This is a genomic window from Ruegeria sp. YTSC325, assembly GCF_059609525.1.
This window is the reverse complement of the sequence record NZ_JBXWLY010000006.1, coordinates 30,131-56,475: the sequence shown is the minus strand read 5'-3', so window position 1 is coordinate 56,475 and position 26,345 is coordinate 30,131. Positions and strand designations below refer to the sequence as shown.

General features: G+C 58.6%; 24 protein-coding genes, 1 other RNA gene and 1 riboswitch. Of the genes, 14 read left to right on the top strand and 11 right to left on the bottom strand.

From position 1 onward, the window contains the following. Window positions 1–82: 82 nt before the first annotated feature. Window positions 83–724 (top strand): ribonuclease T2 family protein, encoded by a 642-nt coding sequence (locus tag AC2FF7_RS10565; protein WP_170754489.1) that lies wholly within the window; start codon window positions 83–85, stop codon window positions 722–724. On the opposite strand, the gene AC2FF7_RS10560 is transcribed toward AC2FF7_RS10565, so the two are convergent. Continuing rightward, entirely contained in the window at window positions 721–1,209 is a 489-nt protein-coding gene (locus AC2FF7_RS10560) for a hypothetical protein (protein ID WP_480866412.1), read from the bottom strand. The two genes, AC2FF7_RS10565 and AC2FF7_RS10560, sit on opposite strands and share 4 nt — an antisense overlap. Before the next feature lie 212 nt (window positions 1,210–1,421). Between AC2FF7_RS10560 and AC2FF7_RS10555 the strand changes: the two genes are divergently transcribed. Then, on the top strand, window positions 1,422–2,267 hold the full coding sequence (locus tag AC2FF7_RS10555) for an FkbM family methyltransferase (protein ID WP_496849407.1): 846 nt from the start codon (window positions 1,422–1,424) through the stop codon (window positions 2,265–2,267). Window positions 2,268–2,302: 35 nt separating this feature from the next. On the opposite strand, the gene recR is transcribed toward AC2FF7_RS10555, so the two are convergent. From recR to AC2FF7_RS10540, 3 genes are all read right to left on the bottom strand, one after another. Further along, a complete protein-coding gene (gene recR / locus AC2FF7_RS10550) occupies window positions 2,303–2,896 on the bottom strand; it encodes a recombination mediator RecR (RefSeq protein ID WP_496849405.1) in 594 nt (197 codons plus the stop codon). Between the two features lie 63 nt (window positions 2,897–2,959). Next, window positions 2,960–3,304 (bottom strand): YbaB/EbfC family nucleoid-associated protein, encoded by a 345-nt coding sequence (locus AC2FF7_RS10545; RefSeq protein WP_170355334.1) that lies wholly within the window; start codon window positions 3,302–3,304, stop codon window positions 2,960–2,962. Window positions 3,305–3,519: 215 nt separating this feature from the next. Continuing rightward, a complete protein-coding gene (locus AC2FF7_RS10540) occupies window positions 3,520–5,271 on the bottom strand; it encodes a DNA polymerase III subunit gamma/tau (protein ID WP_480866408.1) in 1,752 nt (583 codons plus the stop codon). Between the two features lie 133 nt (window positions 5,272–5,404). Here AC2FF7_RS10540 and AC2FF7_RS10535 point away from each other — a divergent pair, with 133 nt between their 5' ends. Beyond that, window positions 5,405–5,893, top strand: coding sequence for a protein-tyrosine phosphatase family protein (locus AC2FF7_RS10535; protein WP_496849399.1), 489 nt, complete (start codon window positions 5,405–5,407; stop codon window positions 5,891–5,893). A gap of 1 nt (window position 5,894) precedes the next feature. On the opposite strand, the gene AC2FF7_RS10530 is transcribed toward AC2FF7_RS10535, so the two are convergent. Continuing rightward, window positions 5,895–6,302, bottom strand: a complete 408-nt coding sequence (locus AC2FF7_RS10530) for a hypothetical protein (protein ID WP_480866404.1) — start codon at window positions 6,300–6,302, stop codon at window positions 5,895–5,897. Window positions 6,303–6,384: 82 nt separating this feature from the next. After that, window positions 6,385–6,604, bottom strand: a riboswitch (cobalamin riboswitch). 136 nt (window positions 6,605–6,740) lie between these two features. Between AC2FF7_RS10530 and AC2FF7_RS10525 the strand changes: the two genes are divergently transcribed. After that, the gene (locus AC2FF7_RS10525) at window positions 6,741–7,598 is read left to right on the top strand and encodes an alpha/beta hydrolase family protein (RefSeq protein WP_480866402.1); all 858 of its coding nucleotides are present in this window, start codon (window positions 6,741–6,743) and stop codon (window positions 7,596–7,598) included. Window positions 7,599–7,636: 38 nt separating this feature from the next. Here AC2FF7_RS10525 and ffs read toward each other — a convergent pair. Beyond that, an RNA gene (gene ffs / locus AC2FF7_RS10520) (signal recognition particle sRNA small type) lies at window positions 7,637–7,735 on the bottom strand. A gap of 39 nt (window positions 7,736–7,774) precedes the next feature. Further along, window positions 7,775–9,634, bottom strand: coding sequence for a bifunctional 2',3'-cyclic-nucleotide 2'-phosphodiesterase/3'-nucleotidase (locus AC2FF7_RS10515; RefSeq protein ID WP_496905615.1), 1,860 nt, complete (start codon window positions 9,632–9,634; stop codon window positions 7,775–7,777). 178 nt (window positions 9,635–9,812) lie between these two features. On the opposite strand from AC2FF7_RS10515, the gene nudC reads away from it, so the two are divergent. Next, a complete protein-coding gene (gene nudC, locus AC2FF7_RS10510) occupies window positions 9,813–10,793 on the top strand; it encodes an NAD(+) diphosphatase (RefSeq protein WP_496905614.1) in 981 nt (326 codons plus the stop codon). Window positions 10,794–10,832: 39 nt separating this feature from the next. Then, window positions 10,833–11,297: an SRPBCC family protein gene (locus AC2FF7_RS10505; RefSeq protein ID WP_170355327.1), complete on the top strand. Its 465-nt coding sequence runs from the start codon at window positions 10,833–10,835 to the stop codon at window positions 11,295–11,297. A 30-nt stretch (window positions 11,298–11,327) separates the two neighbouring features. Here the strand turns inward: AC2FF7_RS10505 and AC2FF7_RS10500 are convergent, their stop codons facing one another. After that, window positions 11,328–12,161 carry a prephenate dehydratase gene (locus tag AC2FF7_RS10500; protein WP_480866395.1) on the bottom strand — a complete coding sequence of 278 codons (834 nt, stop codon included), beginning with the start codon at window positions 12,159–12,161 and terminating at the stop codon, window positions 11,328–11,330. A 118-nt stretch (window positions 12,162–12,279) separates the two neighbouring features. On the opposite strand from AC2FF7_RS10500, the gene AC2FF7_RS10495 reads away from it, so the two are divergent. From AC2FF7_RS10495 to AC2FF7_RS10475, 5 genes are all read left to right on the top strand, one after another. Continuing rightward, entirely contained in the window at window positions 12,280–12,789 is a 510-nt protein-coding gene (locus AC2FF7_RS10495) for a c-type cytochrome (RefSeq protein ID WP_170355522.1), read from the top strand. A 173-nt stretch (window positions 12,790–12,962) separates the two neighbouring features. Beyond that, complete coding sequence (locus tag AC2FF7_RS10490; protein WP_496905613.1) at window positions 12,963–14,867, top strand: extracellular solute-binding protein; 1,905 nt, start codon at window positions 12,963–12,965, stop codon at window positions 14,865–14,867. 1 nt (window position 14,868) lies between these two features. Next, window positions 14,869–15,963, top strand: coding sequence for a microcin C ABC transporter permease YejB (locus tag AC2FF7_RS10485; RefSeq protein ID WP_170754462.1), 1,095 nt, complete (start codon window positions 14,869–14,871; stop codon window positions 15,961–15,963). Further along, window positions 15,964–17,070 (top strand): ABC transporter permease, encoded by a 1,107-nt coding sequence (locus AC2FF7_RS10480; protein WP_170355323.1) that lies wholly within the window; start codon window positions 15,964–15,966, stop codon window positions 17,068–17,070. After that, window positions 17,067–18,644: an ABC transporter ATP-binding protein gene (locus AC2FF7_RS10475; RefSeq protein WP_496905612.1), complete on the top strand. Its 1,578-nt coding sequence runs from the start codon at window positions 17,067–17,069 to the stop codon at window positions 18,642–18,644. The genes AC2FF7_RS10480 and AC2FF7_RS10475 overlap by 4 nt, the downstream gene beginning before the upstream one ends. Before the next feature lie 18 nt (window positions 18,645–18,662). On the opposite strand, the gene AC2FF7_RS10470 is transcribed toward AC2FF7_RS10475, so the two are convergent. Beyond that, the gene (locus tag AC2FF7_RS10470) at window positions 18,663–20,591 is read right to left on the bottom strand and encodes an elongation factor G (protein WP_480866390.1); all 1,929 of its coding nucleotides are present in this window, start codon (window positions 20,589–20,591) and stop codon (window positions 18,663–18,665) included. A gap of 203 nt (window positions 20,592–20,794) precedes the next feature. Then, entirely contained in the window at window positions 20,795–22,150 is a 1,356-nt protein-coding gene (hemN, locus tag AC2FF7_RS10465; RefSeq protein ID WP_480866388.1) for an oxygen-independent coproporphyrinogen III oxidase, read from the bottom strand. Between the two features lie 61 nt (window positions 22,151–22,211). Here hemN and fnrL point away from each other — a divergent pair, with 61 nt between their 5' ends. Continuing rightward, window positions 22,212–22,949 carry a transcriptional regulator FnrL gene (gene fnrL / locus AC2FF7_RS10460; protein ID WP_480866387.1) on the top strand — a complete coding sequence of 246 codons (738 nt, stop codon included), beginning with the start codon at window positions 22,212–22,214 and terminating at the stop codon, window positions 22,947–22,949. A 6-nt stretch (window positions 22,950–22,955) separates the two neighbouring features. Here fnrL and AC2FF7_RS10455 read toward each other — a convergent pair whose 3' ends face one another. Then, window positions 22,956–23,795: a universal stress protein gene (locus AC2FF7_RS10455; RefSeq protein ID WP_480866660.1), complete on the bottom strand. Its 840-nt coding sequence runs from the start codon at window positions 23,793–23,795 to the stop codon at window positions 22,956–22,958. Between the two features lie 194 nt (window positions 23,796–23,989). Between AC2FF7_RS10455 and ccoN the strand changes: the two genes are divergently transcribed. Both ccoN and ccoO read left to right on the top strand, forming a co-directional pair. After that, window positions 23,990–25,597 carry a cytochrome-c oxidase, cbb3-type subunit I gene (gene ccoN, locus AC2FF7_RS10450; protein WP_170355317.1) on the top strand — a complete coding sequence of 536 codons (1,608 nt, stop codon included), beginning with the start codon at window positions 23,990–23,992 and terminating at the stop codon, window positions 25,595–25,597. A gap of 14 nt (window positions 25,598–25,611) precedes the next feature. Further along, entirely contained in the window at window positions 25,612–26,340 is a 729-nt protein-coding gene (ccoO, locus tag AC2FF7_RS10445; protein ID WP_170355316.1) for a cytochrome-c oxidase, cbb3-type subunit II, read from the top strand. Window positions 26,341–26,345 lie beyond the last annotated feature (5 nt).

Here is a 26,345-nt window from a genome sequence, read left to right as displayed (position 1 = left end):
CCCCGTGATCTTGGGGCAGGTTTCCGTTGTCGGGGAACTTCGGGCCTATATAGTCGCGCAAAGGCAAGAAGGGAAGAGGCGAATGCGTCACGGGATTCTAGCGCTGGTCATGTGGGCGTTCAGCGGGTTGGTCGCACTGGCCGATGGAGAGAAGGCGGGCGTTTTCGACTATTACGTCCTGTCGCTGAGCTGGTCGCCCAACTGGTGTGCCCGCGAAGGTGATGCGCGCGGCTCGGATCAATGCGATGCGCGGCATGATCATGGGTGGATCCTGCACGGGCTTTGGCCGCAATATCATCAAGGCTGGCCGTCTTATTGCCCGACGGTCAAGGCGCCGCCGTCGCGCGCGATGACGCGCGAGATGGCGGATATTCAAGGCACCTCTGGGCTGGCGTGGCACCAGTGGAAGAAGCACGGAACCTGTTCGGGCCTGTCTGCAGCGGACTACTACGCTTTGTCGCGCGCGGCCTATGAGGGCGTCACCCGCCCGCCTGTGTTCCGCAAGCTGGACGGGGCGGTCAAACTGCCCGCCTCGGTGGTGGAAGAGGCGTTTCTAAAGGAAAACCCTGCGCTAGAGCGCGACATGATCACCGTCACCTGCAAACAGGGCTATATCGAAGAGGTACGCCTTTGCCTGTCGCGCGACCTGAAACCGGTGCCATGCGGCCGAGATGTGATCCGCGACTGCACGGCCAAGGATGCTCTGTTCGATCCGATTCGTTAAAGCTCGCGGTTCTGGCACTCCCGCGCATAGCCCAACGCCTTGGCGGTGCCTTTCAGATCAATGGCCATCACGGTTTCACCTTGCGTGTTGTAGATGGTCAAGGTCTTGTTCTGTGCAATCGCATCAACGAATTTGGGGTCAGTGAAAAACACCGTTGCACCGGGCACATCGCGTTCGTTGAATCCGATTGCGGTGCCATCGTAGCTTTTGCCATCCAGTTCAAAACGGATCGGATAGCTCTCGCCCTGTTCGATCTCGCCCCAGGCCTTGTTGTAGACGGCGAAATAACCGCGTTTGTCCAACGCGTCATACCCGATACGCACGACCGAGAGATCCTGATAAATCGTCTGGATCAGGCACCCATTCCCAAGCGCAGGGTCCATCATGATGTTCCAACCCTCGACGAAACCCTTGTCGATAAGGTCTTGTGCAAACGCTGTTGTTGTTGTGACTGCCGTTAACAAAAGAGCAAGAAGACGAGGCATTGGTTAAGCTCCTGAAATATGTCGAATAACGGACGCTCGCATTCGGAATCGAGTTGATACCAAAGTCCGGCGCATCTAAAGCGCCAAATGTGCCGAACGTTTCTATCAAATCTTGAGAAGCAGGCGCAATTGTTCCATTTTGTGCGCGATCGGGTAATGCCGGTGGTGGCCGTTGTTCGAGATTAGATGTTTTCACTATTCAGGATCACATGATGAACCGTCAACAGATACGTTTTCTTCGACGTACCTGCACCTCGGTGCAAATGCGGCTATCCGAGGAAAGCCCTCTTCGTGGAACGTTTGAGCGGGGGGACGAGATCTCGCTTCTGACCGATGGCTCGATCTTTCCTCATGTCGCGCAGCAGTACGAGTGGAATTTCAACGAAACACGCTTTATTGGTCAGGTTTGCGATGCAGCCTCTTACCATCTTATTGATATAGGGGCGAATGTCGGGCTCTATACGCGGCAGGTGCTGCTCAACTACCAGAACGTGCATTCCGCTTCCTGTTTCGAACCCAGCCCGGACAATGTCGAGCATCTTGAGCGAAATATCGGCGGGATGCCAACTGCGACGGTCCATAGCTTCGGTCTGGGAACGACAGATGGTGAGTTGACCTTTTTTACTGACGATGTGAACGGAGGAAATTTTTCGTTCAATGAGAATGCAGTAGCGGGCAGAAACCATCACGTGATCAAAGCCCCGATCCGCAAGATATCGGAGCAGTTGCTTGACGATTGCATGGGGGATGAGGCCCGAAAGCGACGGTTGATTTGGAAATCTGATACCCAAGGTTTGGATGAGGTGCTGATGAGCGAACTTCCACTCGGATTCTGGCAGCGCGTTGATTTGGCGGTGTTCGAAGGGTGGCGGATACCAAAGCCTGAATTCGACGCCCAGGCCTTTGCCGCGGTCCTGAAGGCGTTTGACTTTGTTTATATCATGGGTAGCAGGAACAAAAGACTGCAGCGGACAGACGCGGAACAATGCATGCATTATCTATCCGGTACAGACCGCAGATGGGCCGATGTTTTCCTGTCGAGGCGCGAGCTGTCCTGACCTCTTAACCTGCAATTTAGGCCTGATATCGTTCGCTAGATCTCCTTGCGCGCCCGCAGCGCTGCCGTGATCGTTCCGTCATCCAGATAATCCAACTCGCCACCAATCGGCACACCCTGAGCGAGTGAGGTCAGGCGCACCTGACCGTCTAGCTGGTCGGCGATGTAATGGGCTGTGGTCTGGCCATCGACGGTGGCGTTCAGGGCGAGGATGACCTCGGTGATCCCTTCTGCAGTGACTCGATCTTTGAGGCGCGGGATGCGCAGTTCGTCCGGGCCGACGCCGTCCAGTGCCGAGAGTGTCCCACCCAGCACGTGATAGCGGCCTTTGAACACGCCTGCGCGTTCCATCGCCCAGAGGTCGGCGACGTCTTCTACTACGCACAGCTCTCCGGTGGCGCGGGCCTCGGCGTTGCAGATGTCACAGATGTCCGTGGTGCCCACGTTGCCGCAGTTCAAGCATTCGCGGGCGGTGATGGCGACCTGCTGCATGGCGTCCGACAGGGGTGTCAGCAGCAGCGCACGTTTGCGGATCAGGTGCAGCACCGCGCGACGGGCCGAGCGGGGCCCAAGCCCCGGCAGTTTGGCCATCAGGTCGATCAGATTGTCGATGTCGCTGTTCGAACTCAACGCGCGTACCCCTGCACAGGGGCCGGGCAGGGTGCCCGGCCTTTGGACCGTCAGGAGTGTCTATCAGAACGGCAGCTTGATGTCTGCGGGCAAACCCATGCTTTCGGTCAGCTTGGCCATCTCGGCCTGCGCGCGTTCGGCGGCTTTGGTCTGCGCGTCCTTGATAGCGGCGAGGATCAGGTCTTCGACGACCTCTTTGTCGTCGCCGTTGAAGATCGAGGGGTCGATGTCCAGACCTTTGAGTTCGCCCTTGGCGGTGGCAGTGGCTTTGACCAGTCCAGCACCGGATTCGCCGACAACCATCAGATTGTTCAGTTCTTCCTGCATGTCGGTCATCTTGGTCTGCAGATCCTGCGCGGATTTCATCATCTTGGCCATATCGCCCAGACCGCCGAGTCCTTTAAGCATTACGTTTTCTCCTGCTAATCGGTTTGTCGCCTAGATACGGACAGCGCCCGTGCGGCACAAGGGGGCAGTGCCCTCCCGCCCGTCGTCGCGGTCTTTTGCAAGACCTCTCCTCCCGTTGGGCCCGGCAGAGCGCGGGCAACGCCCGCGCTCTGCCGGGCCCAAGGTCGCTCAGGGGTATCGGCGTCAGCCGACGGCCCGTGGCGGGCGCGGGAGGGTTAGTCCTCCTCGAACGGGTCCCATTCGTCTTCGACCTCGGGCAGGGCTTCGGTTTCGACCTTGGCGGCGCGTTCTTCGGGGGTTTCGATGCGTTTGATCTTGGCTTTGGGGAATTGAGCCAGCACCGCCTGCACCAGCGGGTGCTGTTCGGCCTCGGCCTTTAACGCCAGATCGGCGGCATCTCGGATTTCGGCGATGGTTGCCGCCTCACCGTTGGCCACAATGGTCACCGCCCAGCGGTTGCCGGTCCAGCGTTGTAGTGCGGTACCCATGCGGGCGGCCAGATCGGTTGGGGCTGAATCTGTTGGCGTGAACTCGATCCGACCGGGTTGGTAAGACACCATCCGGACGCCGTTTTCGACCTCAACCAGCAGTTTCACATCCCGGTTGGTACGGATCAGTTCGACCACATGTTCAAAACTCGGGTAGCGGGCCAATGCCGTTTGCACATCCTGCGCCAGTGCGGCCGTGGGCGCTCCGGGCCCGCCGCGAATGGGCGGCGCATAAGTGGAGGCCACCGGGGCCTGCGCGGCGTGTGATGATGCGGTCATTCCGCCGCCGGGCCCGCCGTTTGGCGGTGGGGGAGGCGCGTCTTGCAACCGTTTGATCAGTTCTTCTGGGCTGGGCAGGTCAGACACATGGGTCAGGCGGATCACGGCCATCTCGGCGGCCATCATGGCGTTGGGCGCGGCTGAGACTTCCTCGAGCGCTTTCAACAACATCTGCCACATGCGGGTCAGGACCCGCATCGGCAGGGCCTCGGCCATTTGCTGACCCCGCGCGCGTTCATCTGGGGGCACAGTCGGGTCTTCAGCGGCATCCGGCGTGATCTTTACCACCGACACCCAATGAGTGATCTCGGCCAGATCGCGCAGCACGGCCAGCGGGTCGGCGCCTTCGGCATATTGTGCGCCAAGTTCGGTCAGCGCCCCGGCGGCATCGCCACGCAGGATCATGTCCATCAGGTCCAGCACTCGGCCCCGGTCGGCCAGACCCAGCATCGCACGCACCTGATCGGCGCTGGTTTCCCCGGCGCCGTGTGAAATCGCCTGATCCAGAAGAGAGGTCGCATCGCGGGCTGAACCCTCGGCGGCGCGGGTGATTAGTGCCATCGCGTCTTCGGCGATCTGTGCGCCTTCGGCATCGGCGATCTTGCGCAGCAGGCCGATCATGTCCTCGGGCTCGATCCGTCGCAGGTCAAAGCGCTGACATCGGGACAGGACCGTCACCGGCACTTTGCGAATCTCGGTGGTGGCAAAGATAAACTTCACATGCTCGGGCGGTTCCTCAAGCGTCTTGAGCAGCGCGTTGAAGGCGCTGGTCGACAGCATGTGGACCTCGTCGATGATGTAAATCTTGTAGCGGGCCGAGGCCGCGCGATAGCGGACGCTGTCGATGATCTCGCGAATATCGTTCACACCGGTCCGGCTGGCGGCGTCCATCTCCATCACGTCCACATGGCGACCTTCCATGATCGCCACACAATGTTCGCACTGGCCGCAGGGTTCGGTCGTCGGTTTGCCCTCGCCATCGGGGCCGATGCAGTTCATGCCTTTGGCGATGATCCGGGCCGTGGTGGTTTTGCCGGTGCCGCGAATGCCGGTCATGATAAAGGCTTGCGCGATCCGATCCGCCTCGAACGCGTTTTTCAGCGTGCGTACCATGGCCTCCTGCCCGACCAGATCGGCAAAGGTTTCAGGGCGGTATTTACGGGCAAGAACCTGATAGGCGGGGCTGGGCGTGTCGGTCATATCTGCTCTGTCGGATTCGGGTTCCGACGCAGCCTAGAGACCCCCGCCGCCCGCGTCCACCGCCGCCTTGGGGGAAATTCGGTTTGCAGGTCAGTTTGCACAGCATAGAAGCTATGTGGAAAGGAGGCCGGGGATGGAGCCATTTGCAATTCACGTGGTCGAGGTCGGGGCCGGTCATTTCGCGCTGTCGCCGCTGCCGGGGCGCGCGGGGGAGTATGCGCGGGATTTGGATATCATTCGCCGCTGGCGGCCCGATCTTGTGATTTCGATGACCACAAGCTCCGAGATGGAGCAGACCGGAGCGGGAAAACTGGGAGATGACCTGCACGCCGAGGGCATAACCTGGACGCACCTGCCGATTGAAGATTTTGGCGCGCCGTCGCCGGACACCGAGGCCGCGTGGCCCCGGATCAGCCAGTCTGCCGCGCATATTCTGGCGCGTGGAGGGCGGGTGCTGGTGCATTGCCGGGGCGGGTGCGGGCGGTCGGGCATGATCGCCCTGCGGCTTATGGTCGAACAGGGCATCGCGTCCGACGCGGCGTTGCGCCGCCTGCGCGCCGTGCGGCCCTGTGCGGTTGAAACCGACGGGCAGATGCGTTGGGCAACCTGCGCGCCGGACTGAGTTACAGCGCCAGATGCTGCTGGGGCTGTGCTGGTTGCGCCGGGGCCAGCTCTGACACTTCAAGCATGGCACAGGGCGGCACTGGCAACTGGCCGGCCGGACGGGCCGCAGCATCGGGGCCGAACAGCATATCCGCATAACCATCCAACGCGTCGAGCGAGGCGTCCGTGCTAGTGCCGCAGAAGATGCGAATTTGATCTTTCTGGGCGCGGAATCGGGCGATGCAGCCCTGTGGGCAATGGCCCAGCTCTCCGCTGCCGTCCAACGCGAAGTCATCCGACGTGGCAGGCACTGCGGATTCCATCGCCTGCACAATAGCCCGTGCCATCTGCGCCAGAGCCGGGCAGGTCTTGCCGGTTTTCTGACATAGGGTTGCACTGAATTGGTGCGTTTTTGTCTTCCAGATCATAATGCGCCCTCCGCGCGGGGAACGGGGCGTAGATCAGGTGTGACAGCGCGCTGACAATCCCGCCCGGATACCCCGCCCGAGTTACAGTTTTGCTTTGATGGCAGGTCTCCTGACTTGCGGGTCATAGCGTTGCCGACCTTCCCAGCCTTGCGGGCCAGTGGTATTTCGGCATTGCTCACCGCTTACAGTTGCGGGGGCAGTCGCGGCATTGGATCGTTCCGGCATGACCGGGCAGAACCGCACCGTGTTCCCTTTTCATCTTGTCCCGACACGGGACAAGAACCATCACGCCATCGCTAGCGGTTGAGCGGGCTTTGAGTCAAGCGGGCGCGCGCGCAAAGTGGACGTTTGGTCATCTTGATGCGCCCTTGACTCAGCCCGGCCAAAGAAGTGGGGATAAGGGGTGAACCGAACAGTTCAGATCAGGTGAGCAACGCTATGCTGGATGATACACCCCCCGTCCTGACCGAGGATTTTCGGTTTTCTGCCGGTTCGGCAATGCTGTCGGCGCGCCTGTACCGGCCCGTGACTGATCCCAAAGTCGCCGTGGTTGTACATGGTGCGACCGGTGTCCCGAGGGATTACTATCAGCATTTCGCGAATTGGCTGGCAGCGGATCAGGGGATCGCCTGCCTGACCTACGACTATCGTGACTTTGGCCACTCACTGACCGGATTACTGCAGGAATCGCGGGTAAAGATGGCGGATTGGGCGCTGACCGACATGCCTGCCGCCAGAGCGGAAATGCGCCAGCGTTACCCACACGCAGAACACTGGAGCATAGGGCACTCGGTCGGAGGGATGTTGGGGCCAATACAACCTGATATCGACCATATAGATCGCATGATCTGTGTGTGTTCGGGGCTGGTGACAATCAGTGATCACCCTTGGCCTTATCGCGCGTTGGCGTCCTTGTTCTGGTATGGACATGTTCCGCTGGCGGTAAAAACAGTTGGATACCTGCCAGGAAAGGCAGTGGGATTTGGGGCCGACCTGCCTGCATCGGTTTACTGGCAGTGGCGCAAGTGGTGCACGGCACCCCAAAATTATCTGCCAGAAATCGGAAAAACGCTACCTGCCGCAACCTGGGCAGAGAAAGGCAAACCGGTCGATCTGTTCACTTTCGAGGACGACCAGATGGTTCCGCCCGAAGCCGTTTGGCGGTTGGCAGATCTGTACGGCTCCAGCGCTCGGCGTCATGTGCTGTCGCCGCAGGAATTCGGACTTAAGGACATTGGCCATATCGGCGCGTTCGCGCGTCGCAACGCGTCCCTATGGCCGCGCTTGATCGCATAAGTGCTGCGTGTCTAAACCGGTCAAAACTGTCGGGGATGAAGTGAGAGGTTGGACATCGACCCAAGCGGGGCTCGTTGTGGCTGCTTCCTTCCGGACCTGACCAGGTTGGCGAGGCGCTCGCCCGCGCCAACCTCTCAACGGTGGATATAGGCATTTGGTTCATGCTTGGCAACCCGTCAGAGGGAGAGCTGAATATTCAGAAAACCTTTCGCATCCGGACCGATGACTTTGGCGCGGTAGCGTGCCAGTTCTTCCAGGTGTTGGTCAGCGGCCGCTCCGGTTTTCACAAGCGCATGGGCACCGGGTATGGGTGACAACCGAAAAGGCTGGAGTGCCTCTTCCAAAGGGTCCATCGGTAAGACGCCCGACAGGTAATCCCGTACAATATGTTGAATCGGAAGGACCGGCAGAGGAATTCGGGTCGCGTTTTCGGAAAACGGGAAATTCCCGCCTCCGTTGGCGCGATAGTTGTTCAACGCGACAACAAAGCGCTGATCTGTGTCGATAGGGCGGCCGTTGAATCGCAATCCGCGAACCCGATGGCTGTTGGGATGAAGTATTGCGCCACCTGCGTCAAACCGCGCCGGAGATGCTAGATCTAGTGCGTAAGTTAACCCGTGTAGCACGTCAAAATTATGTCCGGCGCGATTCGTATCCACAAGGTCCGATTGTTCACCCGGCCGCATCTGGTTCAGCACGCCAGCGGACATTTCCAGCCAATCCTTGATTTCAGTGCCCGAGACAATGACGGCCTGCATCTCGTTCGGAAACACGTTCAGGTCGGCAACATGGCGCGTACATATCTGCCCGGGTGGGATATCGGTGAAAAACCGAGGTCCTGCACGACCGCCGAATTTTGACGGTGCAACTGCCGACAAGACGGGTAGCCCTGCATAGGCAGTTCCCTGCATATGCTGCCGCAATGCTGCAGCTTGCGCGGCAGCCACAAGCGCCAGACCGCGATCCCAGGCGCAAAAGCTGAAATAGCTGTGCAGATGATGCGACGTGTGTCCAAAGGGCGTGTTGCACTGCGCGCGAGTTTCGCGGTGCGCCTTGGCAAAAATCCGCGACAGTTCGGGGTCTTCCGGAACCTCAGCGCCAACAAAGTCGGGTGCGATTGCCTTCAGGTGTGAACGGTGCGTTTCTACCTGCCATTTTCCGTCGTCACCAAGTTTCATCGTCAGGTCAATCACACCAAGATGCGACCCAGCGCTGCCCGGCATGACAGCCGGCTTGCCGTGCACTTGACCTTTGGCACTGTCCACGAACGCAAACCCTTCATGCGACGCGCCCGGCAAAGTCAGATGTGAATGTCCCGCTATAATCGCATCGATTGGCCCGATGGCCGCTAGGGGAATCACCGCGTTTTCCAGATTCGGCTCCGGTTGGGCGGTGCCAATCCCGGAATGCGCCAGCGCGATCACAAGATCGCACCCAGCGGCCTTCAGCTCTTGCGACACGTGTCGTGCCGTGGACAGGATATCGTCGATGCGGACCTTTTGCTCTAGCCGGTGCGCCTCCCAGTTCGCAGTTTGCGGCGGCAGGGCTGAAAAAACGCCGATTTTGATCGGATATTCGCGGCCTCCGGCTTTCATGGTTCGGTTTAGCACTGCCTGCCTGCTCCAAGCACCGGGGCGGTCCAACCGGTGCGCGTTGCTGCATAGGACAGGGCAGGGGGATTGGGGCAGGATACGGTCCAGAACCTGCAAGCCGAAGCCGAAATCATGGTTTCCGAGTCCGATGGCATCGTAATCCAGCGCTTCGAAAGCCTCCATCAGAGGATGACAGGTCTGGGTTTGTGTTACGGCCCATTCCCCAATAGGCGTTCCCTGCAGTGAATCCCCGTTATCCAGCAAGATGGTCAGGGCATCTTTGACCTCGTTTCGAGCTTGGCGGATCAGTGTGGCTGTGCGGGTAAACCCAATCATGGGTTCCGGCGCATCCCGATAATAGTCAAACCCGGTCACATTCATATGCAGATCCGAGGTTCCCAAAATCCTGATCGTTGCGCTTAGAGAAGAAGGGGGATGTTGCAATACTCTACTTTTAGACGTTTTTGGTTAACCTATTTCAACAAAAAGAGTATTTGACGCAAGTTTCAAGGCAGAGTTTGAGTTGATCACATTATCTCCTCAATTTCCCACGAGGCAGAAATGTCGTTGCAACGATCCGGTGCTCGTGGCAGCCCTGTGCCGACAACCTGAAGGGATTGCAATGAAATACGCGGAAACCGTGACGTTTGGCGGGTCGGGACTGGATCGCGCAGCACATCTGCGCAACGATCCCGAGGGGCTTGCGCAAGTCACAAACGACCCGGAGGCAAGGTGCCTTTTGTTGTGGCGCGGTAAGGTGCTGGTCGAGGGCGAAGCTCTGGATCGGCTGGCGTTGCTGCCGCTGACGCACGATCTGTTGCGCAATGGACCGGGTGGTATTGTTGAGGATCCGGTCTTTTTAGGTATTTCGGATCACGTACCGCTGTTCGCTTTGGACATCTCGGGGTGGGAAGCCGAGGGGCTGGACCTGTCCGAGGTCGGGGCATTCTTCGACCGTTCCGAGCAACAGCACCCCGCTTTGTCCATCGGGCATGTTTTCGTCGAATTGCGTCGGATCATGACCCGTCTGAACCCTCGGGATGCGGAGCTGGCGGCAACAGCCAAGGCGGTGATCGGCTGGCACGAGACGCACCGTTTCTGCGCCCGCTGCGGTGCCGCCAGTGATTTGGCACAGGCGGGATGGCAGCGCAGCTGTCCGTCTTGCGGGGGTCAGCATTTCCCGCGCACGGACCCGGTTGTCATCATGTTGATCACGCATGGAGATTCGGTGTTGATGGGGCGGTCTCCGGGTTGGCCGGACGGGATGTATTCCCTGCTTGCGGGCTTTGTGGAGCCCGGTGAAACGCTCGAGGCCGCCGTGCGCCGCGAAGTGATGGAAGAGGCCGGAGTACCTGTCGGAGCAGTCACTTACCTGTCCAGTCAGCCCTGGCCTTTTCCCGCGTCGTTGATGTTTGGGTGTGCAGGTCTGGCGCTGTCACGCGATATTACAATCGACCCGATTGAAATCGAAGATGCCATCTGGGTCAGCAAGTCGGAAATGATGCAGGCCTTTGCAGGTGAACATCCGACATTGATGCCTGCGCGGAAGGGTGCCATCGCGCATTTTCTTTTGCAGCACTGGCTGGCGGATACGCTGGATTGACAGAATATTGGGGAATCAAAGGTAAGAGCCTCGGACACCATGCAATTCACAGCACATGAAGATATCGACGCACCCATCAACGCAGTGTTTGAAATGGTCGCTGATTTTGAACGTTTCGAGCGTATGGCAATGCGTCGCGGGATCGAAGTCAGACGCCTTTCGGGTCACATGGGTGTTGTGCCGGGCACCACATGGCAGGCGGATTTCAAGCTTCGGGGCAAGCCGCGTCGCGTCTCTATCGAGATGGCCGAGTGTGATCCGCCAGCAAGGATGCAGTTCAACGCGGCAGGAAAGGGCGTAAGTGGTACGACGACTGTTGACTTCCTGGCCTTATCGCAACGCCGAACCCGGTTGAGTGTGGACCTGAGCCTGGCTGCAAAATCATTGCCTGCACGCCTGTTCCTGCAGTCTATCAGACTGGGAAAGTCACGCTTCAAGCGACGCTTCCAATCACGGCTCAGCGAGTTCTCGAGAGAGATAGAAGAACGATATCATCACGGCTGAAATACCAGTAACAAACGTTCATCCGCCTGACTAACCGCGCGGTTGCGCTGCCGGGTAAACGCCCAGAACTTCGACATTGGTGGTAAAGTGCTGCAGCTCGTCCATCGCCAGTTGCACGTTGCGGTCATCTGGATGGCCCACGATATCAGCGTAGAACTGGGTCGCCGTAAAGGATCCGTCGACCATATAGCTTTCCAGTTTGGTCATGTTGATACCATTAGTCGCAAATCCGCCCATCGCCTTGTAAAGCGCCGCCGGAATATTCCGGACCTGAAAGACGAAGCTGGTGATCATCCCGTTTTCGCCGCGCCGAGCGCGGTCTGCTTCGCGTGACATCACCAGAAAACGAGTGGTGTTGTCGTCGTTATCCTCGATATGGCGGGCCAGAACGTCCAAGCCGTAGATCTCTCCGGCCAATTCGCTGGCCAACGCCGCCGAGTGAACCTCGCCCTGTTCGGACACTTCGCGCGCGGCGCGGGCATTGTCTGGGCTGACGCGGCCACGGATGCCGTGTTTTTTCAGGAAGCCTGCGCATTGTGGTAGCAAGACCAGATGGGAATGCGCCTCGGTAACATCCTCCAGCGTCGCACCCGGAACGGCCAACAAGTTGATATGCACCCGCACGAAGGCCTCGTCGATAATGTGCAGCCCGCTATGGGGCAGCAAGCGGTGAATATCGGCCACTCGGCCGTAGGTCGTATTCTCAACCGGCAACATCGCAAGTTCGGCTTCACCTGACCGAACCGATTCGATCACATCCTCGAAGGTACGGCAGGGCAGGGCCTCCATATCGGGGCGCGCGTTGCGGCAAGCCTCGTGGCTATAGGCGCCGGGTTCCCCCTGAAATGCGATACGTTTGGTCATTTGGTCGATTCCGTGCAACAAGTTCCAAGATTGGGCGTTTAGTCGCGGTGTCTATACCTTGCCTCTTGTCAGGGGAAGCCTTAGACACCCCCAAGACAGCTAAATGGACTCGCGATCAATGTTCGACACGATGACAGTTACCAAGGCCGCCGCAGGCCTGTTTGGCACCTTCCTGGTGCTGCTTCTGGCCAAATGGGCCGCCGAAGGCCTGTACCATGCCGATGGTCATGGCGAGACGGCCTCTTACATCATTGAAACCGAAAGCTCTGGTGAAAGCGCCAACGCCGAAGAAGTGGTGTTCGAAGACCTGCTGGCCGCCGCCGATCCGGAAAAAGGCGCACGCGTTTTCCGCAAATGCACCGCTTGCCACAAACTGGAAGACGGAGCCAACGGAACCGGACCCTACCTTTACGCCGTTGTTGACCGCCCTGTTGCATCGGCCAAGGGTTTCACCGGCTATTCGGCTTCGATGCAAGCGCATGGTGGCAACTGGACACCAGAAGCACTGGATGCATTCCTCGAGCGCCCAAGTGCTTACATCTCGGGCACTTCGATGAGCTTTGCTGGTTTGAAAAAACCGCAAGAGCGCGCTGACCTGATTGCCTATCTGCAGACAATCGGCAACTGATCCAGTCCTTGGATATTCCAAAAATTGAAAGCCGCTGCTTTGTGCAGCGGCTTTTTTTGTCTAAACAGAACTTCACAAAGCGCTCACGCATTCTAAACTTGAATCTGTCAGCGCTGGTCTTTTAGCCTTCGCGTACGAAAATAAAGACGACAACGATCCAGAGGATGAGCCACATGACACCCCTCCTGCCTGCACTGCGCGTTTCGAATATGCGACCTTGGGCGGCAGCATTGGGAATAGCGCTTGTTATGGGGGCAAGCAGCGCCGTCAGCGCCGCAGAAGAAAATGTGATGCGCAGCCATGGGTACTCTTATTTTGGTAATCTGGACTACCCGGCGGATTATCCGCATCTGGGTTATGTGAATCCCGAAGCCCCAAAGGGTGGCGAGCTGTCGCTGGCTGGATCAGGCACGTTCGACTCTCTGAACCCGTATTCGCGCAAAGGGCGTGCCGGTGCATTGACGACCCTGCAGTACGACTCGTTGATCGACAGCACCTCGGATAGTGTGGGTCAATACTATGGCCTGCTTGCGGAAAGCATGGAATATGACGAAGGCCGCAACTACGTGATCTTTCACATCCGGCCCGAAGCAACATTCTGGGACGGATCGCCAGTAACTGCCGAAGATGTGGTCTATAGCCACCGACTGTTTATCGAACAGGGTCTTCCATCTTATGCGCAGGCCGTTGGCCGGATGGTCACCGGTGCCGAAGCATTGGATGATCATACGGTCAAGTTTACGTTTAGTCCCGAAGTGACACGGCGTGGGTTGATCGAAACGGTTGGCTCGACACCGGTGTTTTCAAAAGCGTGGTTCGAGGCCGATGAGAGCCGCCGCCTGGACGAACCGCGGCTTGAAGTTGCAGTTGGGTCGGGGCCGTACAAGCTGGATAGCTATGACATTAACCGCCGCATCGTTTACAAGCGGCGCGACGATTATTGGGGGCAGGATTTGCCGATCAATGTCGGGCGCAACAACTACGACACCATTCGGGTCGAGTATTTCGCCGACCAGACCGCCGCGTTCGAAGGGTTCAAGGCCGGCGAATACACAATGCGCATCGAAAGCGACCCCAAGCTTTGGGCTTCGGGGTATGACTTTCCGAAGTTGACCCAAGGGTCGGTCGTTCGTGATGAGATTACGGATGGCAGCCCGCCGACGCCATCGGGTTTCGTGTTCAATCTGGGAAAGGCGCAGTTCGAGGATAAGAATGTCCGCAAAGCCATAGCGCTGGCCTTCAATTTCGAATGGGCCAATGAATCGCTGATGTTCGGTCTCAATTCACCGCGCAGCTCGTTTGTGCAGGGTACTCATCTCGAAGCGACAGGCGCACCAGAAGGGGCTGAGCTTGCCTTCCTCGAGGCGCTGGGCGATGTTGTGCCGGCCGAAGTCCTGAGCGACCCTGCCTTGGTGACTCATGAATCCAATTCGGCGCGCCTGAATGATCGTCGAAATCTGCGCAAGGCGTCGAAATTATTGGACGAGGCCGGTTGGCCGGTTGGTGACGGCAATCTGCGGCGCAACGCTGAAGGGCAGACGCTGAAGGTTAACATCCCTTACGCCTCAAGCATTCCCACATCAACGGCCACGATGATCGAGACTTTCGTTCAGAACCTGCAGGCGATTGGCGTGGATGCCTCGGCCGAAAAGGTTGATCCGTCACAGTTCACACTGCGCCGCCGTGAACGCGACTACGACATGGTTTATTCGAACCGGTATGGATCGTTTTTGTCGACGGGCGGCGGTCTTAGTCAGATGTACGGTTCGGAAGAAGCCGCCTTTAGCCTGTTCAACCCTGCGGGTTTGGCCAGCCCTTTGGTTGACGCGGTCATCGAATCCTCATTCGATACGACAAATCAGGAAGAACAAGACGCAGCGCTTATGGCATTGGACCGTGTCCTGAGGTATGAGTTCTTTATCATCCCTGACGGTTATGTCGCGGACTACTGGACGGCTTACTACGACATGTACGAATACCCTGAAAACCTGCCGCCTTTCACACTCGGTTATCTGGATCTTTGGTGGGTAAACCCTGAAAAAGAGGCTGACCTGAAGGCAAAAGGCGCACTGCGTTAACATGGGCGCCTATATTCTAAGACGCCTGTTGCTGGTTATTCCGACCCTTCTGGGCATCATGATTGTCAATTTCACGCTGGTTCAGTTCGTGCCCGGTGGACCGATCGAACAGATCATTGCTCAAATCGAAGGGCAGGGTGACGTCTTTGCCGGTTTTGCAGGCAGTGGTGACGCCGGAGCGGCCGCTGAACCCGCCGGAGGGGCCTTTGACGACAAATACGTCGGCGCCCGCGGCCTTCCGCCTGAATTCATCGCCGAGCTTGAGAAAGAGTTTGGGTTCGACAAACCGCCGGTCGAGCGGTTTCTATCCATGATGGGCAACTACCTGACATTGGATTTTGGCGAGAGCTATTTCCGGTCGATCAGTGTGATCGATCTGGTGTTGGAAAAGATGCCCGTGTCGATCTCGCTGGGTCTTTGGTCGACCCTGATTGCCTATCTGGTCTCGATCCCGCTGGGCATTCGCAAGGCCGTCAAGGACGGATCGCGGTTTGATACCGTGACCAGCGGGGCGATTATTGTTGCCTATGCCATACCCGGTTTCCTGTTCGCGATCCTGTTGCTGGTGCTTTTTGCAGGTGGGTCCTACTGGCAGATATTCCCACTGCGGGGGCTGACCTCGGACAATTGGGACAGCCTTAGCCTGTTCGGCAAGATTACGGACTATTTCTGGCACATCGCTTTGCCGATCATAGCGCTTACGATTTCGGCTTTTGCGACGCTGACGCTGCTGACCAAGAACTCGTTTCTGGACGAGATCAAAAAGCAATACGTCATGACCGCCCGCGCCAAGGGACTGAGCGAGCGGAAGGTGCTGTATGGCCATGTGTTCCGCAACGCGATGCTGATCGTGATCGCCGGTTTTCCAGCCGTGTTCATCGGTGTGTTCTTTGGTGGCTCGATCATTATCGAGACGATCTTCTCGCTGGATGGTCTGGGCAGACTTGGCTTTGAGGCCGCCGTGGCGCGCGACTATCCGGTGATCTTTGGCACCCTGTTTATCTTTGGCCTGATGGGTCTGGTTGTGGGCATCATCAGTGACCTGATGTATGTGCTGGTCGACCCGCGCATCGACTTTGAAAAGCGCGAGGGGTAAATGGCTCTTTCTCCGCTCAATCAGCGCCGCTGGCGCAACTTCCGCCGCAATGGCCGGGCCTTCTGGTCACTGATCATCTTTTCGATCCTGTTCGGCCTGTCGCTGTTCGCCGAGTTCATCGCCAATGACAAACCGATCCTTTTGAAGTACCGAGGCGAATTCTACACGCCGATCTTCAATTTCTACGCCGAAACGGAGTTCGGAGGAGATTTCCAGACCGAGGCGATCTATCGCGACCCCGAGGTCATGTGCCTGATCGACAGCGGCGGGATTGAAGACTGTTTCGACGACCCCGAAGGCATCATCGAACAGATCGAGGCTGGCACCTATGAAGCTGACGGGTTCGAACGCGGCTGGGCAATTTGGCCACTGATCCCCTATTCCTTCAACACCAGCGTGGATCGCGCAGGTGCCGCGCCGCTGCCGCCCAATGGGCAGAACTTGCTGGGCACCGATGATACCAAGCGCGATGTGCTGGCGCGGGTGATCTATGGTTTCCGTCTGTCCATTCTGTTCACGCTAATGGTAACCGGCGCTGCCAGCATTGTCGGAATCTTTGCGGGGGCCATTCAGGGCTTCTTTGGCGGTTGGCTGGACCTGATATTTCAGCGTGTGATTGAGATCTGGTCAGCGACGCCCTCGCTTTATGTTATCATCATCATGTTTGCGGTGTTGGGGCGAAGTTTCTGGCTGCTGGTGATCCTGATGATCCTGTTCAGTTGGACGGGCTTGGTCGGTGTCGTCAGGGCTGAATTCCTGCGGGCGCGAAACCTTGAATACGTGCGCGCCGCACGGGCGCTGGGCGTGGGCAACATGACGATCATGTTCCGCCACATGCTGCCGAATGCCATGGTGGCGACGCTGACCTTCATGCCGTTCATTGTGACGGGTACAATTGGCGGTTTGGCCTCGCTGGATTTCCTTGGCTTCGGCCTGCCGTCCTCGGCCCCATCACTGGGTGAGCTGACCTTGCAGGCGAAACAGAACCTGCAGGCCCCATGGTTGGCCTTTACCGCGTTTTTCACCTTTGCCATCATGCTGTCGCTTCTGGTCTTCATCTTCGAAGGCGTGCGCGACGCGTTTGATCCCAGAAAGACTTTCTCATGAGCCATTTGGATGTGAACAACCTGAAGGTCTCGTTCAAGCAGGATGGTCAGGTCTCGGCGGCTGTCAAAGGCGTGTCCTTTACCGTTGATCGTGGGGAAACCGTGGCTTTGGTGGGCGAATCCGGGTCGGGCAAATCGGTGACGGCGCTGTCCACGGTGTCGTTGCTGGGCGACAGTGCGATCGTTGAAGGTTCGGTCAAGTATGACGGCGATGAAATGATCGGAGCGTCAGAAGACAAGTTGATGGATGTGCGTGGAAACGACATCAGCTTTATCTTCCAGGAACCGATGACCTCGCTGAACCCGTTGCACACGATCCAGAAACAGATGGCGGAATCGCTGGCGCTGCATCAGGGCGTTACTGGGGATGCTGCACGAGACCGGATTGTGGAACTGCTGACCAAGGTAGGCATCCGTGATCCGCGTGACCGGCTGGACAGCTATCCGCATCAGTTGTCAGGCGGACAGCGGCAACGTGTGATGATCGCCATGGCGCTGGCCAACAAGCCCGATATTCTGATCGCGGATGAACCCACAACGGCTCTGGACGTGACCATTCAGGCGCAAATCCTTGAACTGCTGGCCGAGCTGCAGAAATCCGAAGACATGGGGATGCTGTTCATCACCCATGACCTTGGCATCGTGCGCCGCATAGCCGACCGGGTCTGCGTGATGAAAGACGGTGAGATTGTCGAGACCGGCGTCACGACCGAGATTTTTGACAACCCCCAACACCCCTATACGCGCAAACTGCTGGGCGCCGAGCCCTCGGGCCAGCCTGATCCGGTGGCGTCGGATGCCGAAGAGGTTGCACGGACAGATCACCTGAAGGTCTGGTTCCCGATCCAGCGCGGATTTCTGAAACGCACCGTTGGGCATGTGAAGGCGGTTAATGACGCCACGCTCAGCGTACGCGCGGGTGAGACGCTGGGGATCGTCGGCGAAAGTGGCTCGGGCAAGACGACGCTGGCGCTGGCGATCATGCGGCTGATCGCGTCCGAGGGCGGGATTACTTTCCGCGATCAAGATGTGCGCCGCTGGTCCACGCGGGAATTGCGACGGCTGCGCAAGGATATGCAGATCGTGTTTCAAGACCCGTTCGGCAGCCTCAGCCCTCGGATGACCTGTATGCAGATCATTGCCGAGGGGTTGGCCATTCATAAGGTCGACCCACACCGCGCACCGCGCGATCTGGTGGCCGAAGTGATGACCGAAGTGGGCCTCGACCCCGCCGCAATGGACCGATATCCCCACGAATTTTCGGGCGGGCAGCGTCAACGCATCGCAATCGCACGCGCCATGGTGCTGCGACCCAAGCTGTTGGTTCTGGACGAACCCACCAGCGCGCTGGACATGACGGTGCAGGTGCAAATCGTCGATCTGCTGCGCGATCTGCAGCGGAAATACGGGCTGGCCTATCTGTTCATCAGCCACGACCTGAAAGTCGTACGCGCCATGTCCCACAACGTGATCGTCATGCGCAACGGCGATGTTGTCGAGATGGGCACGGCTAAGGATTTGTTCGAGAACGCGCAGACGGACTATACCCGCGAGCTGATTGCGGCGGCGGGCTGATCCCAACCCGCTCCTTGTTTACGCGCTGGCTTTCTCCTTGGCGGTCGGTTTTGGCACCGGGCCGCGCAGTTCCTCATAGTGATCAAAGCTCAGCTTGACCCAGCCGGTGCCGCGCGTGGCGCTGGCCAGGGTGCGGTGCAGCTCATCCTGCGCTACGGCGGGAAGCTGGGCATTGAATATTTCCCAACCTGAGGCGTTTGGATTGCCCTCAAACCCAAGAACTTGCCCCTGTAGTGAACTGATTGTGGGCACCAGATCGCCCACGAAATCCGAGGGCAGGTGAATCTCCGCACTCAGGATCGGTTGCAGCACCACGGGCTTGGCTTGGGGAAGCGCCTCGCGCACTGCGTTCTTGCCTGCCGTGCGGAAGGCATAGTCGGAACTGTCGACGTTGTGGTGCTTGCCGTCGCTCAGCGTGACTTTGACATCAACCACGGGAAAGCCTTCGGGCCCCTGTTCCAGCGCGTCTTTGGCCCCATGTTCGACCGAGGGGATATAGTTACGCGGCACCGCGCCGCCTTTGACCACCTCTTCGAACTGGAACCCCGCCCCGCGTGGCATTGGCGCGACTGAGATCACCACGTCGGCAAACTGCCCCGCGCCGCCCGATTGCTTGCGGTGGCGGTGGCGATGTTCGACGGGTGCTCGGATCGTCTCGCGATAGGCGGTTTCGACGGTGTCGGTGGCTATCTCGATCCCGAAATCCTCGGCCAGCTTCGCCGTCACGCGGCGCATATGCTGCGGACCTTGCGAGCCTAGAACGGCGTGCCCGCTCAGGTCGTCTTGTCCCAGATGCAGGCCGGGGTCGATCTCGACCAGACGCGAGAGGGCGTTGGACAGGCGCACGTCGTCGCGCTCATGCGCGGGTGAGACGACCTGACGGTGCCCCGCCGGGTGTGACGAGGCCCATTCGGGCAGCGGTGTCGCGCCTTTGCTGTCATAGATGTTGCCGGGGTTCAGGTGATCGGATTTCACCGCCAGCCCGATTTGCCCGGCGGGCAAGTCAGTGATCTGGGTCTTGGCGTCCAGCGTGGTCAGATTGCCGACGGTCTCACCGCCCAATGCTTCATGCGCTTTGACGCCGTCACCCAGGCCCCGCAGGACTACAATCTTGCCGATATGCTTTTTCACATCCGCAAAGCCTGCGATGGCGCGTGCATTCTCGGCGGCCTCGTCCCGATCGGCAGCGATGTCGAATTCGGGTGCTTCGTGCCGTAGGGCTTTCATCAGGCGGGTCAGCCCGTTGCCATGGCTGGCCGCGCCCAGACAGGCCGGGATCAGCTGGTGGTTCTGCAGGACCTGCGCGGCCAGATCGTAAATCTCACCGCTGGGGGGCTGTTTGTCCTCGATCAGTTGTTCCAGCAGGTGATCGTCGAAATCCGACAGCGTTTCCAGCAGTTCGGTGCGGGCCTCTTGTTCGCGATCCTCGACCGATTGCGGCAGTTCGATCAGGGCCGAGGGCTGGCCCTCTTGGTATTTCCAAGCGCGTTCCGAAATCAGATCGACCGCACCAACAATCGTGTCACCTTCGCGGATTGGCACCTGTCGCAAGGCGATGTGATGGGTGCAATAGGTTTGCAGCGCCGAGATGATGTCGCGGATGCGGCCATTGGGGCTGTCCATGCGGTTGATGAACAGGAAACAGGGGATCCCGGCCTCTTCCACCAAACGCAAATAGGGCGCACACAGGACGGCCGCGTTGGGATCAGGTGGAACGACCACGACCGCCGCGTCCGAGATCGCCATGGCTGGCCCAACATAGGCCAGGTTATCGCCGCCCCCGTCGACGTCGATGGCGCACCAGGGTTCATCCAGGTAAGAAAAACCGTGCAAATGCACGGTCCCGGACACGTCGAATGTGGTGGGCCGCCCGTCGAGGCGGCTGATGGCCTCGACCAGAGTGGTTTTGCCCGATTGGCTGGGGCCGAGGACGGTGAAAACGCGCATGGGTGCTGTCCCTCTTTCAGGTTGCAGATATACCTGCACGAAAAGGGCTGTCCGGCGCGGTTGCGTCGGTAAAAGCTGTCTGCGAATTCGCCTGCCTCGGGGTGCGATTGCACCCCTGAGTGTGGAGAAAACCAGAGGCCTGCGTCAAGCCCCTGTGCGGGTTGGGGGTCGGCAGACCGTGAACCCGGCCCGCCGGAAAGAGGTCAGATCGCCGAACTGTGGCCTGCCTTGCTCAGGTCATAGGCGTCAAAGCTGCGCGCGATCATGCGGGTCAGGGCGCGGGCCTCGTGCGGGATGAAAAGACCATCCTCGGTGATGCGCAGCAGCCCGTCAAAGGCGGTATTGGCATCCGCATACATGCCCTGCAATTCGGCGACAGTGATACCATGGTCACGCAGAATCTCGGCCGTGTTGATCTGAAAATCGCACATCAGCGCCTCGATCAAGCGCGCGCGCAGTACGTCCTGACCTTTGAACAGGTGTCCGCGCGAGGTTGAGAATCGCCCCTCTCGGACGGCCTTAGTATGAGCCGACGTGGCGGGCGCGTTCTGCGCATAGCCCTGCGGAAAGCGCGAGATCGAGCTGGCCCCGACACCAATCAGAACCTCGGCCTGATCGTCGGTATAGCCCTGGAAATTGCGCTTGAGCTTACCGGCGTTCAACGCGCGGGTCAGGCCGTCTTCCTGCGTGGCGAAGTGGTCGATGCCGATCTCGGCGTAATTGTCCCACATGAACAGACGGCGGGCGGTGTCGAACAGATCCAGACGCTGTTCCGGAGTAGGCAGCGCGTCCGAGGGGATCATCTGCTGCCGTTTGGCCATCCACGGCACATGCGCATAGCCGTACAGCGCCACGCGATCGGGGTTGAGCGACAGCAGTTTTTGCACGCTTTCCGTCATCCGGGTCTTGGTCTGATGCGGCAGACCATAGAGGATATCGGCGTTCAAGCTGGTGATGCCGCGTTCGCGGATCATGTCCACGGCCTTGCGCGTGGTGTCATAGCTTTGGATGCGGCCGATGGTCTTCTGTATCTCGTCGTCGAAATCCTGCACCCCGATTGAGGCGCGGTTCATCCCGGCCTCGGCCAAGGCATCCAAACGTGCCTCGTCAATCTCGTTGGGGTCGATCTCGACCGAGAATTCGGCGTTCGGCCCCAAAGGCACCACGTCCAGAATTCGCGCCGCCAGTTCGCGCATCAGATCCGCGTTCAGCAAGGTCGGCGTACCACCGCCCCAATGCAGGCGAGACAGGGTCACGCCCTGGGGCAAGCGCGCAGCCAGCAAGTCCAGCTCGGCTTTGAGGACATCCACATAGGCGATGACCGGATTGTCCGTTTGGGTGCCTTGCGTCCGGCATGCGCAGAACCAGCATAGCCTGCGGCAGAAAGGAACGTGGATATACAACGAGATCTCGCTTCCGGGTGTGATGCCGGAAATCCAGTCTCCAAAAAGCTCTGACCCTACGTCATTGCTGAAGTGGGGGGCGGTGGGATAGCTTGTGTAACGCGGGACTTTCGCGTCAAATAGTCCAAGCCGTGCCAGTTGTGGTTTTACTATCATAACGGTACGGTTAGAGGACGCCACGAACAGATGCTTTGATAGAGATCAAGTGGAAGCGCGCATGACACCCACATTCAAGATCGACCATACGAACTGTGCAGACTGCCCGATCCGACATCGGGCCGTGTGTGCCCATTGTGATGTCGATGAGCTGGAAGAGCTTGAAAGCATTAAGTATTACCGCAGTTTCGAGGCCGGTCAGACTGTCATTTGGTCCGGCGATCAGATGAATTTTGTTGGCTCGGTCGTGTCGGGGATTGCGTCTTTGACGCAGACGATGGAAGACGGGCGCACTCAGATGGTCGGACTTTTGCTGCCAAGCGATTTCGTCGGGCGCCCGGGGCGCGAATCGGCGCCTTACGATGTGCAGGCGACCACAGATGTTGTCATGTGTTGCTTCCGGAAAAAGCCTTTCGAAGAACTGATGAACACCACGCCGCACATCGCGCATCGGTTGCTGCAGATGACGCTTGACGAACTGGACGCGGCCCGCGAATGGATGCTGGTGCTGGGGCGCAAGACCGCGCGCGAGAAGATCGCGAGCCTGCTGTCGATCATCGCGCGCCGCGATGCCTCAATCAACCAAAAAGGGGGGCCCATCGTCTTCGACCTGCCGCTGACCCGCGAGGCGATGGCCGATTACCTTGGCCTGACGCTGGAAACGGTCAGCCGCCAGATCTCGGCGCTCAAAAAGGATGAGGTCATCCTGTTGGAAGGCAAGCGCCACGTGACGATCCCCGATATGGGCCGCCTTATGGAAGAGGCGGGTGACGACTCGGATGGTGGCTTTCTGGTCTGACGCCTTTCAGTGCGCCAGAAAGACCGGAACCGAGGATTGTTCCAACATGTTGCGAGTTGCGCCGCCAAGAATGGCTTCGCGGAAGCGCGAGTGGCCGTAAGCCCCCATGACGATCATGTCAGCCTGAGTATCCACAGCGTGACGGTTCAGGATATCTGATACCCGTGGCATGGTTTTGCTGAGAACATCGATTTCACACTTGACCCCATGGCGCGACAGCATCTGTGACAGCATCCCGCCGGGGTCCGAACGATCCGGGCCATGCCGAGGCGGGTCAATTACAACGATACGCACTTGGGTTGCTGCAATGAGGAAAGGCAAAGCCCGACGAATGGCGCGCATGGCCTCGACGCTTTCATTCCAGCCGATCAAAATGGTGCCGGGCTTGCTGAAGATTTTAGCCGAGTCCGGAACAATTAACACAGGGGTGTGCCCTTCGAACATCGCGGCTTCGACAATGGGTTCCGCTTCGACGCCGCGGTTTTCACCGTAGGGCTGCGGCAAAACGACAAGGTCGGAAAACCGGGCGCGATGCGCAACATGTCGCCCCAAATCGGCGATTTGCGCAACACCGGATTCGGCAGACCAACGCACTCCTGACTTGGTAAAGAAGTCTTTTGCGAATGCCAGAATCTCTTCGGCTTCAGCATTGGCCCGGTTTAGGGTTTCCTGAAGAATCAAAGCGTTAGCGCCCGCATAATAATACCCTGTCTGGCTGCGGTCGACGCCAAGGCACAGTGTTTCAGCATGCGCGTCCTGAGCTGCAGCCAGCGCCACGACTTGTGCAAGTGCCGAGTCAGATTGCGTGGTTTCTGTCATAACAGTGAGGAGAGATTTGTAAGCCATGTTGACCTCGTGCTTACGGGCCGGTTCCATGCGACGTTCCAGCCCATTCGTTTCCTCAGCATTGTCATAGTATGCGGAGCTCTGTCTTGACACAGATCAAAGCAGTTTGAGCAGCTGTCGTAGAAAACAGCAGCCAGTCAAATGGGTCTCGCGACACCAAAAGAATCGCGCGGGGCATGGCAAAGGGACGCAATATGTCAAATTATATCAAGCTGATCGTGCTTGGTGTGATTGCGGTATTCGCCGCGATCGCGACCAATTATGCACGCGATTTGGCGTATCAGGTGCATGCAATTCTGGTGATGTTTATCGCCGGCGGTTTGTTCATCTGGACGCTGAGAAACACGGATGAGCCAGAGACTTTCGTGGATCATTCCGGTGAGTACATGGATGGGGTGATCCGCTATGGCGTGATCGCAACCGCCTTTTGGGGGGTGATCGGTTTCGTCGCAGGAACCTTTATCGCGTTCCAGTTGGCCTTTCCGGCGCTGAACTTTGAATGGGCGCAGGGTTATCTGAACTTTGGCCGTTTGCGTCCGCTGCACACCTCGGCAGTGATTTTTGCATTTGGTGGTAACGCACTGATTGCGACCTCATTCTACGTGGTGCAACGCACCAGCGCCGCGCGCTTGTGGGGTGGAAATCTGGCGTGGTTCGTGTTCTGGGGCTATCAGCTGTTCATCGTTCTGGCTGCAACCGGCTATGTTCTGGGCGGCACGCAATCCAAAGAATATGCCGAACCCGAATGGTATGTTGACCTGTGGCTGACCATCGTCTGGGTCGCCTATCTGGCCGTGTATCTGGGCACCGTGATCAAGCGGAAAGAGCCGCATATCTACGTGGCCAACTGGTTCTACCTGGCCTTTATCGTGACCGTTGCAATGCTGCACGTGGTGAACAACATCACCATCCCGGTCAGCATCTGGGGTTCGAAATCGGTCATCGTCTGGTCGGGCGTGCAAGATGCCATGATCCAGTGGTGGTACGGCCACAACGCTGTGGGCTTCTTCCTGACTGCAGGTTTCCTGGGCATGATGTATTACTTCATCCCGAAACAGGCCGAGCGTCCGGTTTTCAGCTACAAGCTGTCGATCATCCACTTCTGGGCACTGATCTTCCTGTATATCTGGGCCGGTCCGCACCACCTGCACTATACCGCCCTGCCTGACTGGGCTTCGACGCTGGGCATGGTGTTCTCGGTCGTGCTGTGGATGCCGTCCTGGGGTGGTATGATCAACGGTCTGATGACACTCTCGGGCGCATGGGACAAGCTGCGCACCGACCCTGTGATCCGTATGATGGTGATCTCGGTCGGCTTCTACGGCATGTCCACGTTTGAGGGTCCGATGATGTCGATCCGCGCTGTGAACTCGCTGTCTCACTACACGGACTGGACCATTGGTCACGTGCACTCGGGCGCGCTGGGCTGGAACGGCATGATCACCTTTGGTGCGCTGTACTTCCTGGTTCCCGTTCTGTGGAAGCGCGAGCGTCTGTATTCGCTGCAGATGGTCAGCTGGCACTTCTGGCTCGCCACGATCGGCATCGTTCTGTACGCCGCGTCGATGTGGGTCACTGGTATCATGGAAGGTCTGATGTGGCGCGAAGTGGATGCCAACGGCTTCCTGGTGAACTCGTTCGCTGACACCGTGGCCGCTAAGTTCCCGATGTATGTGGTGCGTGCTCTGGGTGGCGTGATGTTCGTCGCTGGTGCCGTGATCATGTGCTACAACCTGTGGATGACTGTGCGGAAAGCGCCGGCCAAAGAGGCCAGCCTGTCCGTCGCGGTCCCGGCTGAATAAGGAGGGCCGGAGCAATGGCAATTCTCGACAAACATAAGATCCTCGAGACCAACGCGACCCTCCTGCTGGTATTCAGCTTTTTGGTCGTGACCATCGGTGGCATCGTGCAGATCACCCCGCTGTTCTATCTTGAGAACACCATCGAGAAGGTGGAGGGTATGCGCCCTTACACCCCTCTCGAAATGGCAGGGCGTGAAATCTACATCCGCGAAGGCTGCTATGTCTGCCACAGCCAGATGATCCGCCCCATGCGGGACGAGGTCGAACGCTATGGTCACTACTCATTGGCGGCTGAATCGATGTATGATCACCCGTTCCAGTGGGGATCGAAACGGACAGGTCCTGATCTGGCCCGCGTGGGGGGCCGCTATTCGGACCAGTGGCATGTGGACCACCTGCGTGATCCGCAGTCGGTTGTTCCGGAATCGGTGATGCCGAAATACGGCTTCCTCGAAAACCGCAAGCTGGACGGCAAGTATATCGGTGACATCATGCAGGCGAACGCCGTTGTCGGCACGCCTTACACCGAAGACATGCTGGCCAATGCCGAGGCTGACTTCCGTGCGCAGGCCGATCCCGACAGCGACTATGACGGGCTGCTTGAGCGCTATGGCGACAAGGTCAGCGTGCGCAACTTCGACGGTCAGCCAGAACTGACCGAAGCGGATGCGTTGGTGGCTTATCTTCAGATGCTGGGCACGCTGGTCGATTTCTCGACCTTCACCCCGGACGCAAGCCGCTAAGGAGG

Excerpts from the sequence above, each read along its gene's own strand:
- AC2FF7_RS10490 (WP_496905613.1), top strand. The coding sequence starts at position 12,963 with ATGACACCCCTCCTGCCTGCACTGCGCGTTTCGAATATGCGACCTTGG.
- hemN (WP_480866388.1), bottom strand. The coding sequence starts at position 22,150 with ATGATAGTAAAACCACAACTGGCACGGCTTGGACTATTTGACGCGAAA.
- AC2FF7_RS10540 (WP_480866408.1), bottom strand. The coding sequence starts at position 5,271 with ATGACCGACACGCCCAGCCCCGCCTATCAGGTTCTTGCCCGTAAATAC.
- AC2FF7_RS10495 (WP_170355522.1), top strand. The coding sequence starts at position 12,280 with ATGTTCGACACGATGACAGTTACCAAGGCCGCCGCAGGCCTGTTTGGC.
- AC2FF7_RS10470 (WP_480866390.1), bottom strand. The coding sequence starts at position 20,591 with ATGCGCGTTTTCACCGTCCTCGGCCCCAGCCAATCGGGCAAAACCACT.
- AC2FF7_RS10480 (WP_170355323.1), top strand. The coding sequence starts at position 15,964 with ATGGCTCTTTCTCCGCTCAATCAGCGCCGCTGGCGCAACTTCCGCCGC.
- ccoN (WP_170355317.1), top strand. The coding sequence starts at position 23,990 with ATGTCAAATTATATCAAGCTGATCGTGCTTGGTGTGATTGCGGTATTC.
- AC2FF7_RS10455 (WP_480866660.1), bottom strand. The coding sequence starts at position 23,795 with ATGGCTTACAAATCTCTCCTCACTGTTATGACAGAAACCACGCAATCT.
- AC2FF7_RS10545 (WP_170355334.1), bottom strand. The coding sequence starts at position 3,304 with ATGCTTAAAGGACTCGGCGGTCTGGGCGATATGGCCAAGATGATGAAA.
- AC2FF7_RS10500 (WP_480866395.1), bottom strand. The coding sequence starts at position 12,161 with ATGACCAAACGTATCGCATTTCAGGGGGAACCCGGCGCCTATAGCCAC.
- nudC (WP_496905614.1), top strand. The coding sequence starts at position 9,813 with ATGAAATACGCGGAAACCGTGACGTTTGGCGGGTCGGGACTGGATCGC.
- AC2FF7_RS10535 (WP_496849399.1), top strand. The coding sequence starts at position 5,405 with ATGGAGCCATTTGCAATTCACGTGGTCGAGGTCGGGGCCGGTCATTTC.
- AC2FF7_RS10555 (WP_496849407.1), top strand. The coding sequence starts at position 1,422 with ATGAACCGTCAACAGATACGTTTTCTTCGACGTACCTGCACCTCGGTG.
- AC2FF7_RS10530 (WP_480866404.1), bottom strand. The coding sequence starts at position 6,302 with ATGATCTGGAAGACAAAAACGCACCAATTCAGTGCAACCCTATGTCAG.
- AC2FF7_RS10475 (WP_496905612.1), top strand. The coding sequence starts at position 17,067 with ATGAGCCATTTGGATGTGAACAACCTGAAGGTCTCGTTCAAGCAGGAT.
- AC2FF7_RS10565 (WP_170754489.1), top strand. The coding sequence starts at position 83 with ATGCGTCACGGGATTCTAGCGCTGGTCATGTGGGCGTTCAGCGGGTTG.
- fnrL (WP_480866387.1), top strand. The coding sequence starts at position 22,212 with ATGACACCCACATTCAAGATCGACCATACGAACTGTGCAGACTGCCCG.
- AC2FF7_RS10560 (WP_480866412.1), bottom strand. The coding sequence starts at position 1,209 with ATGCCTCGTCTTCTTGCTCTTTTGTTAACGGCAGTCACAACAACAACA.
- AC2FF7_RS10525 (WP_480866402.1), top strand. The coding sequence starts at position 6,741 with ATGCTGGATGATACACCCCCCGTCCTGACCGAGGATTTTCGGTTTTCT.
- ccoO (WP_170355316.1), top strand. The coding sequence starts at position 25,612 with ATGGCAATTCTCGACAAACATAAGATCCTCGAGACCAACGCGACCCTC.
- AC2FF7_RS10505 (WP_170355327.1), top strand. The coding sequence starts at position 10,833 with ATGCAATTCACAGCACATGAAGATATCGACGCACCCATCAACGCAGTG.
- AC2FF7_RS10485 (WP_170754462.1), top strand. The coding sequence starts at position 14,869 with ATGGGCGCCTATATTCTAAGACGCCTGTTGCTGGTTATTCCGACCCTT.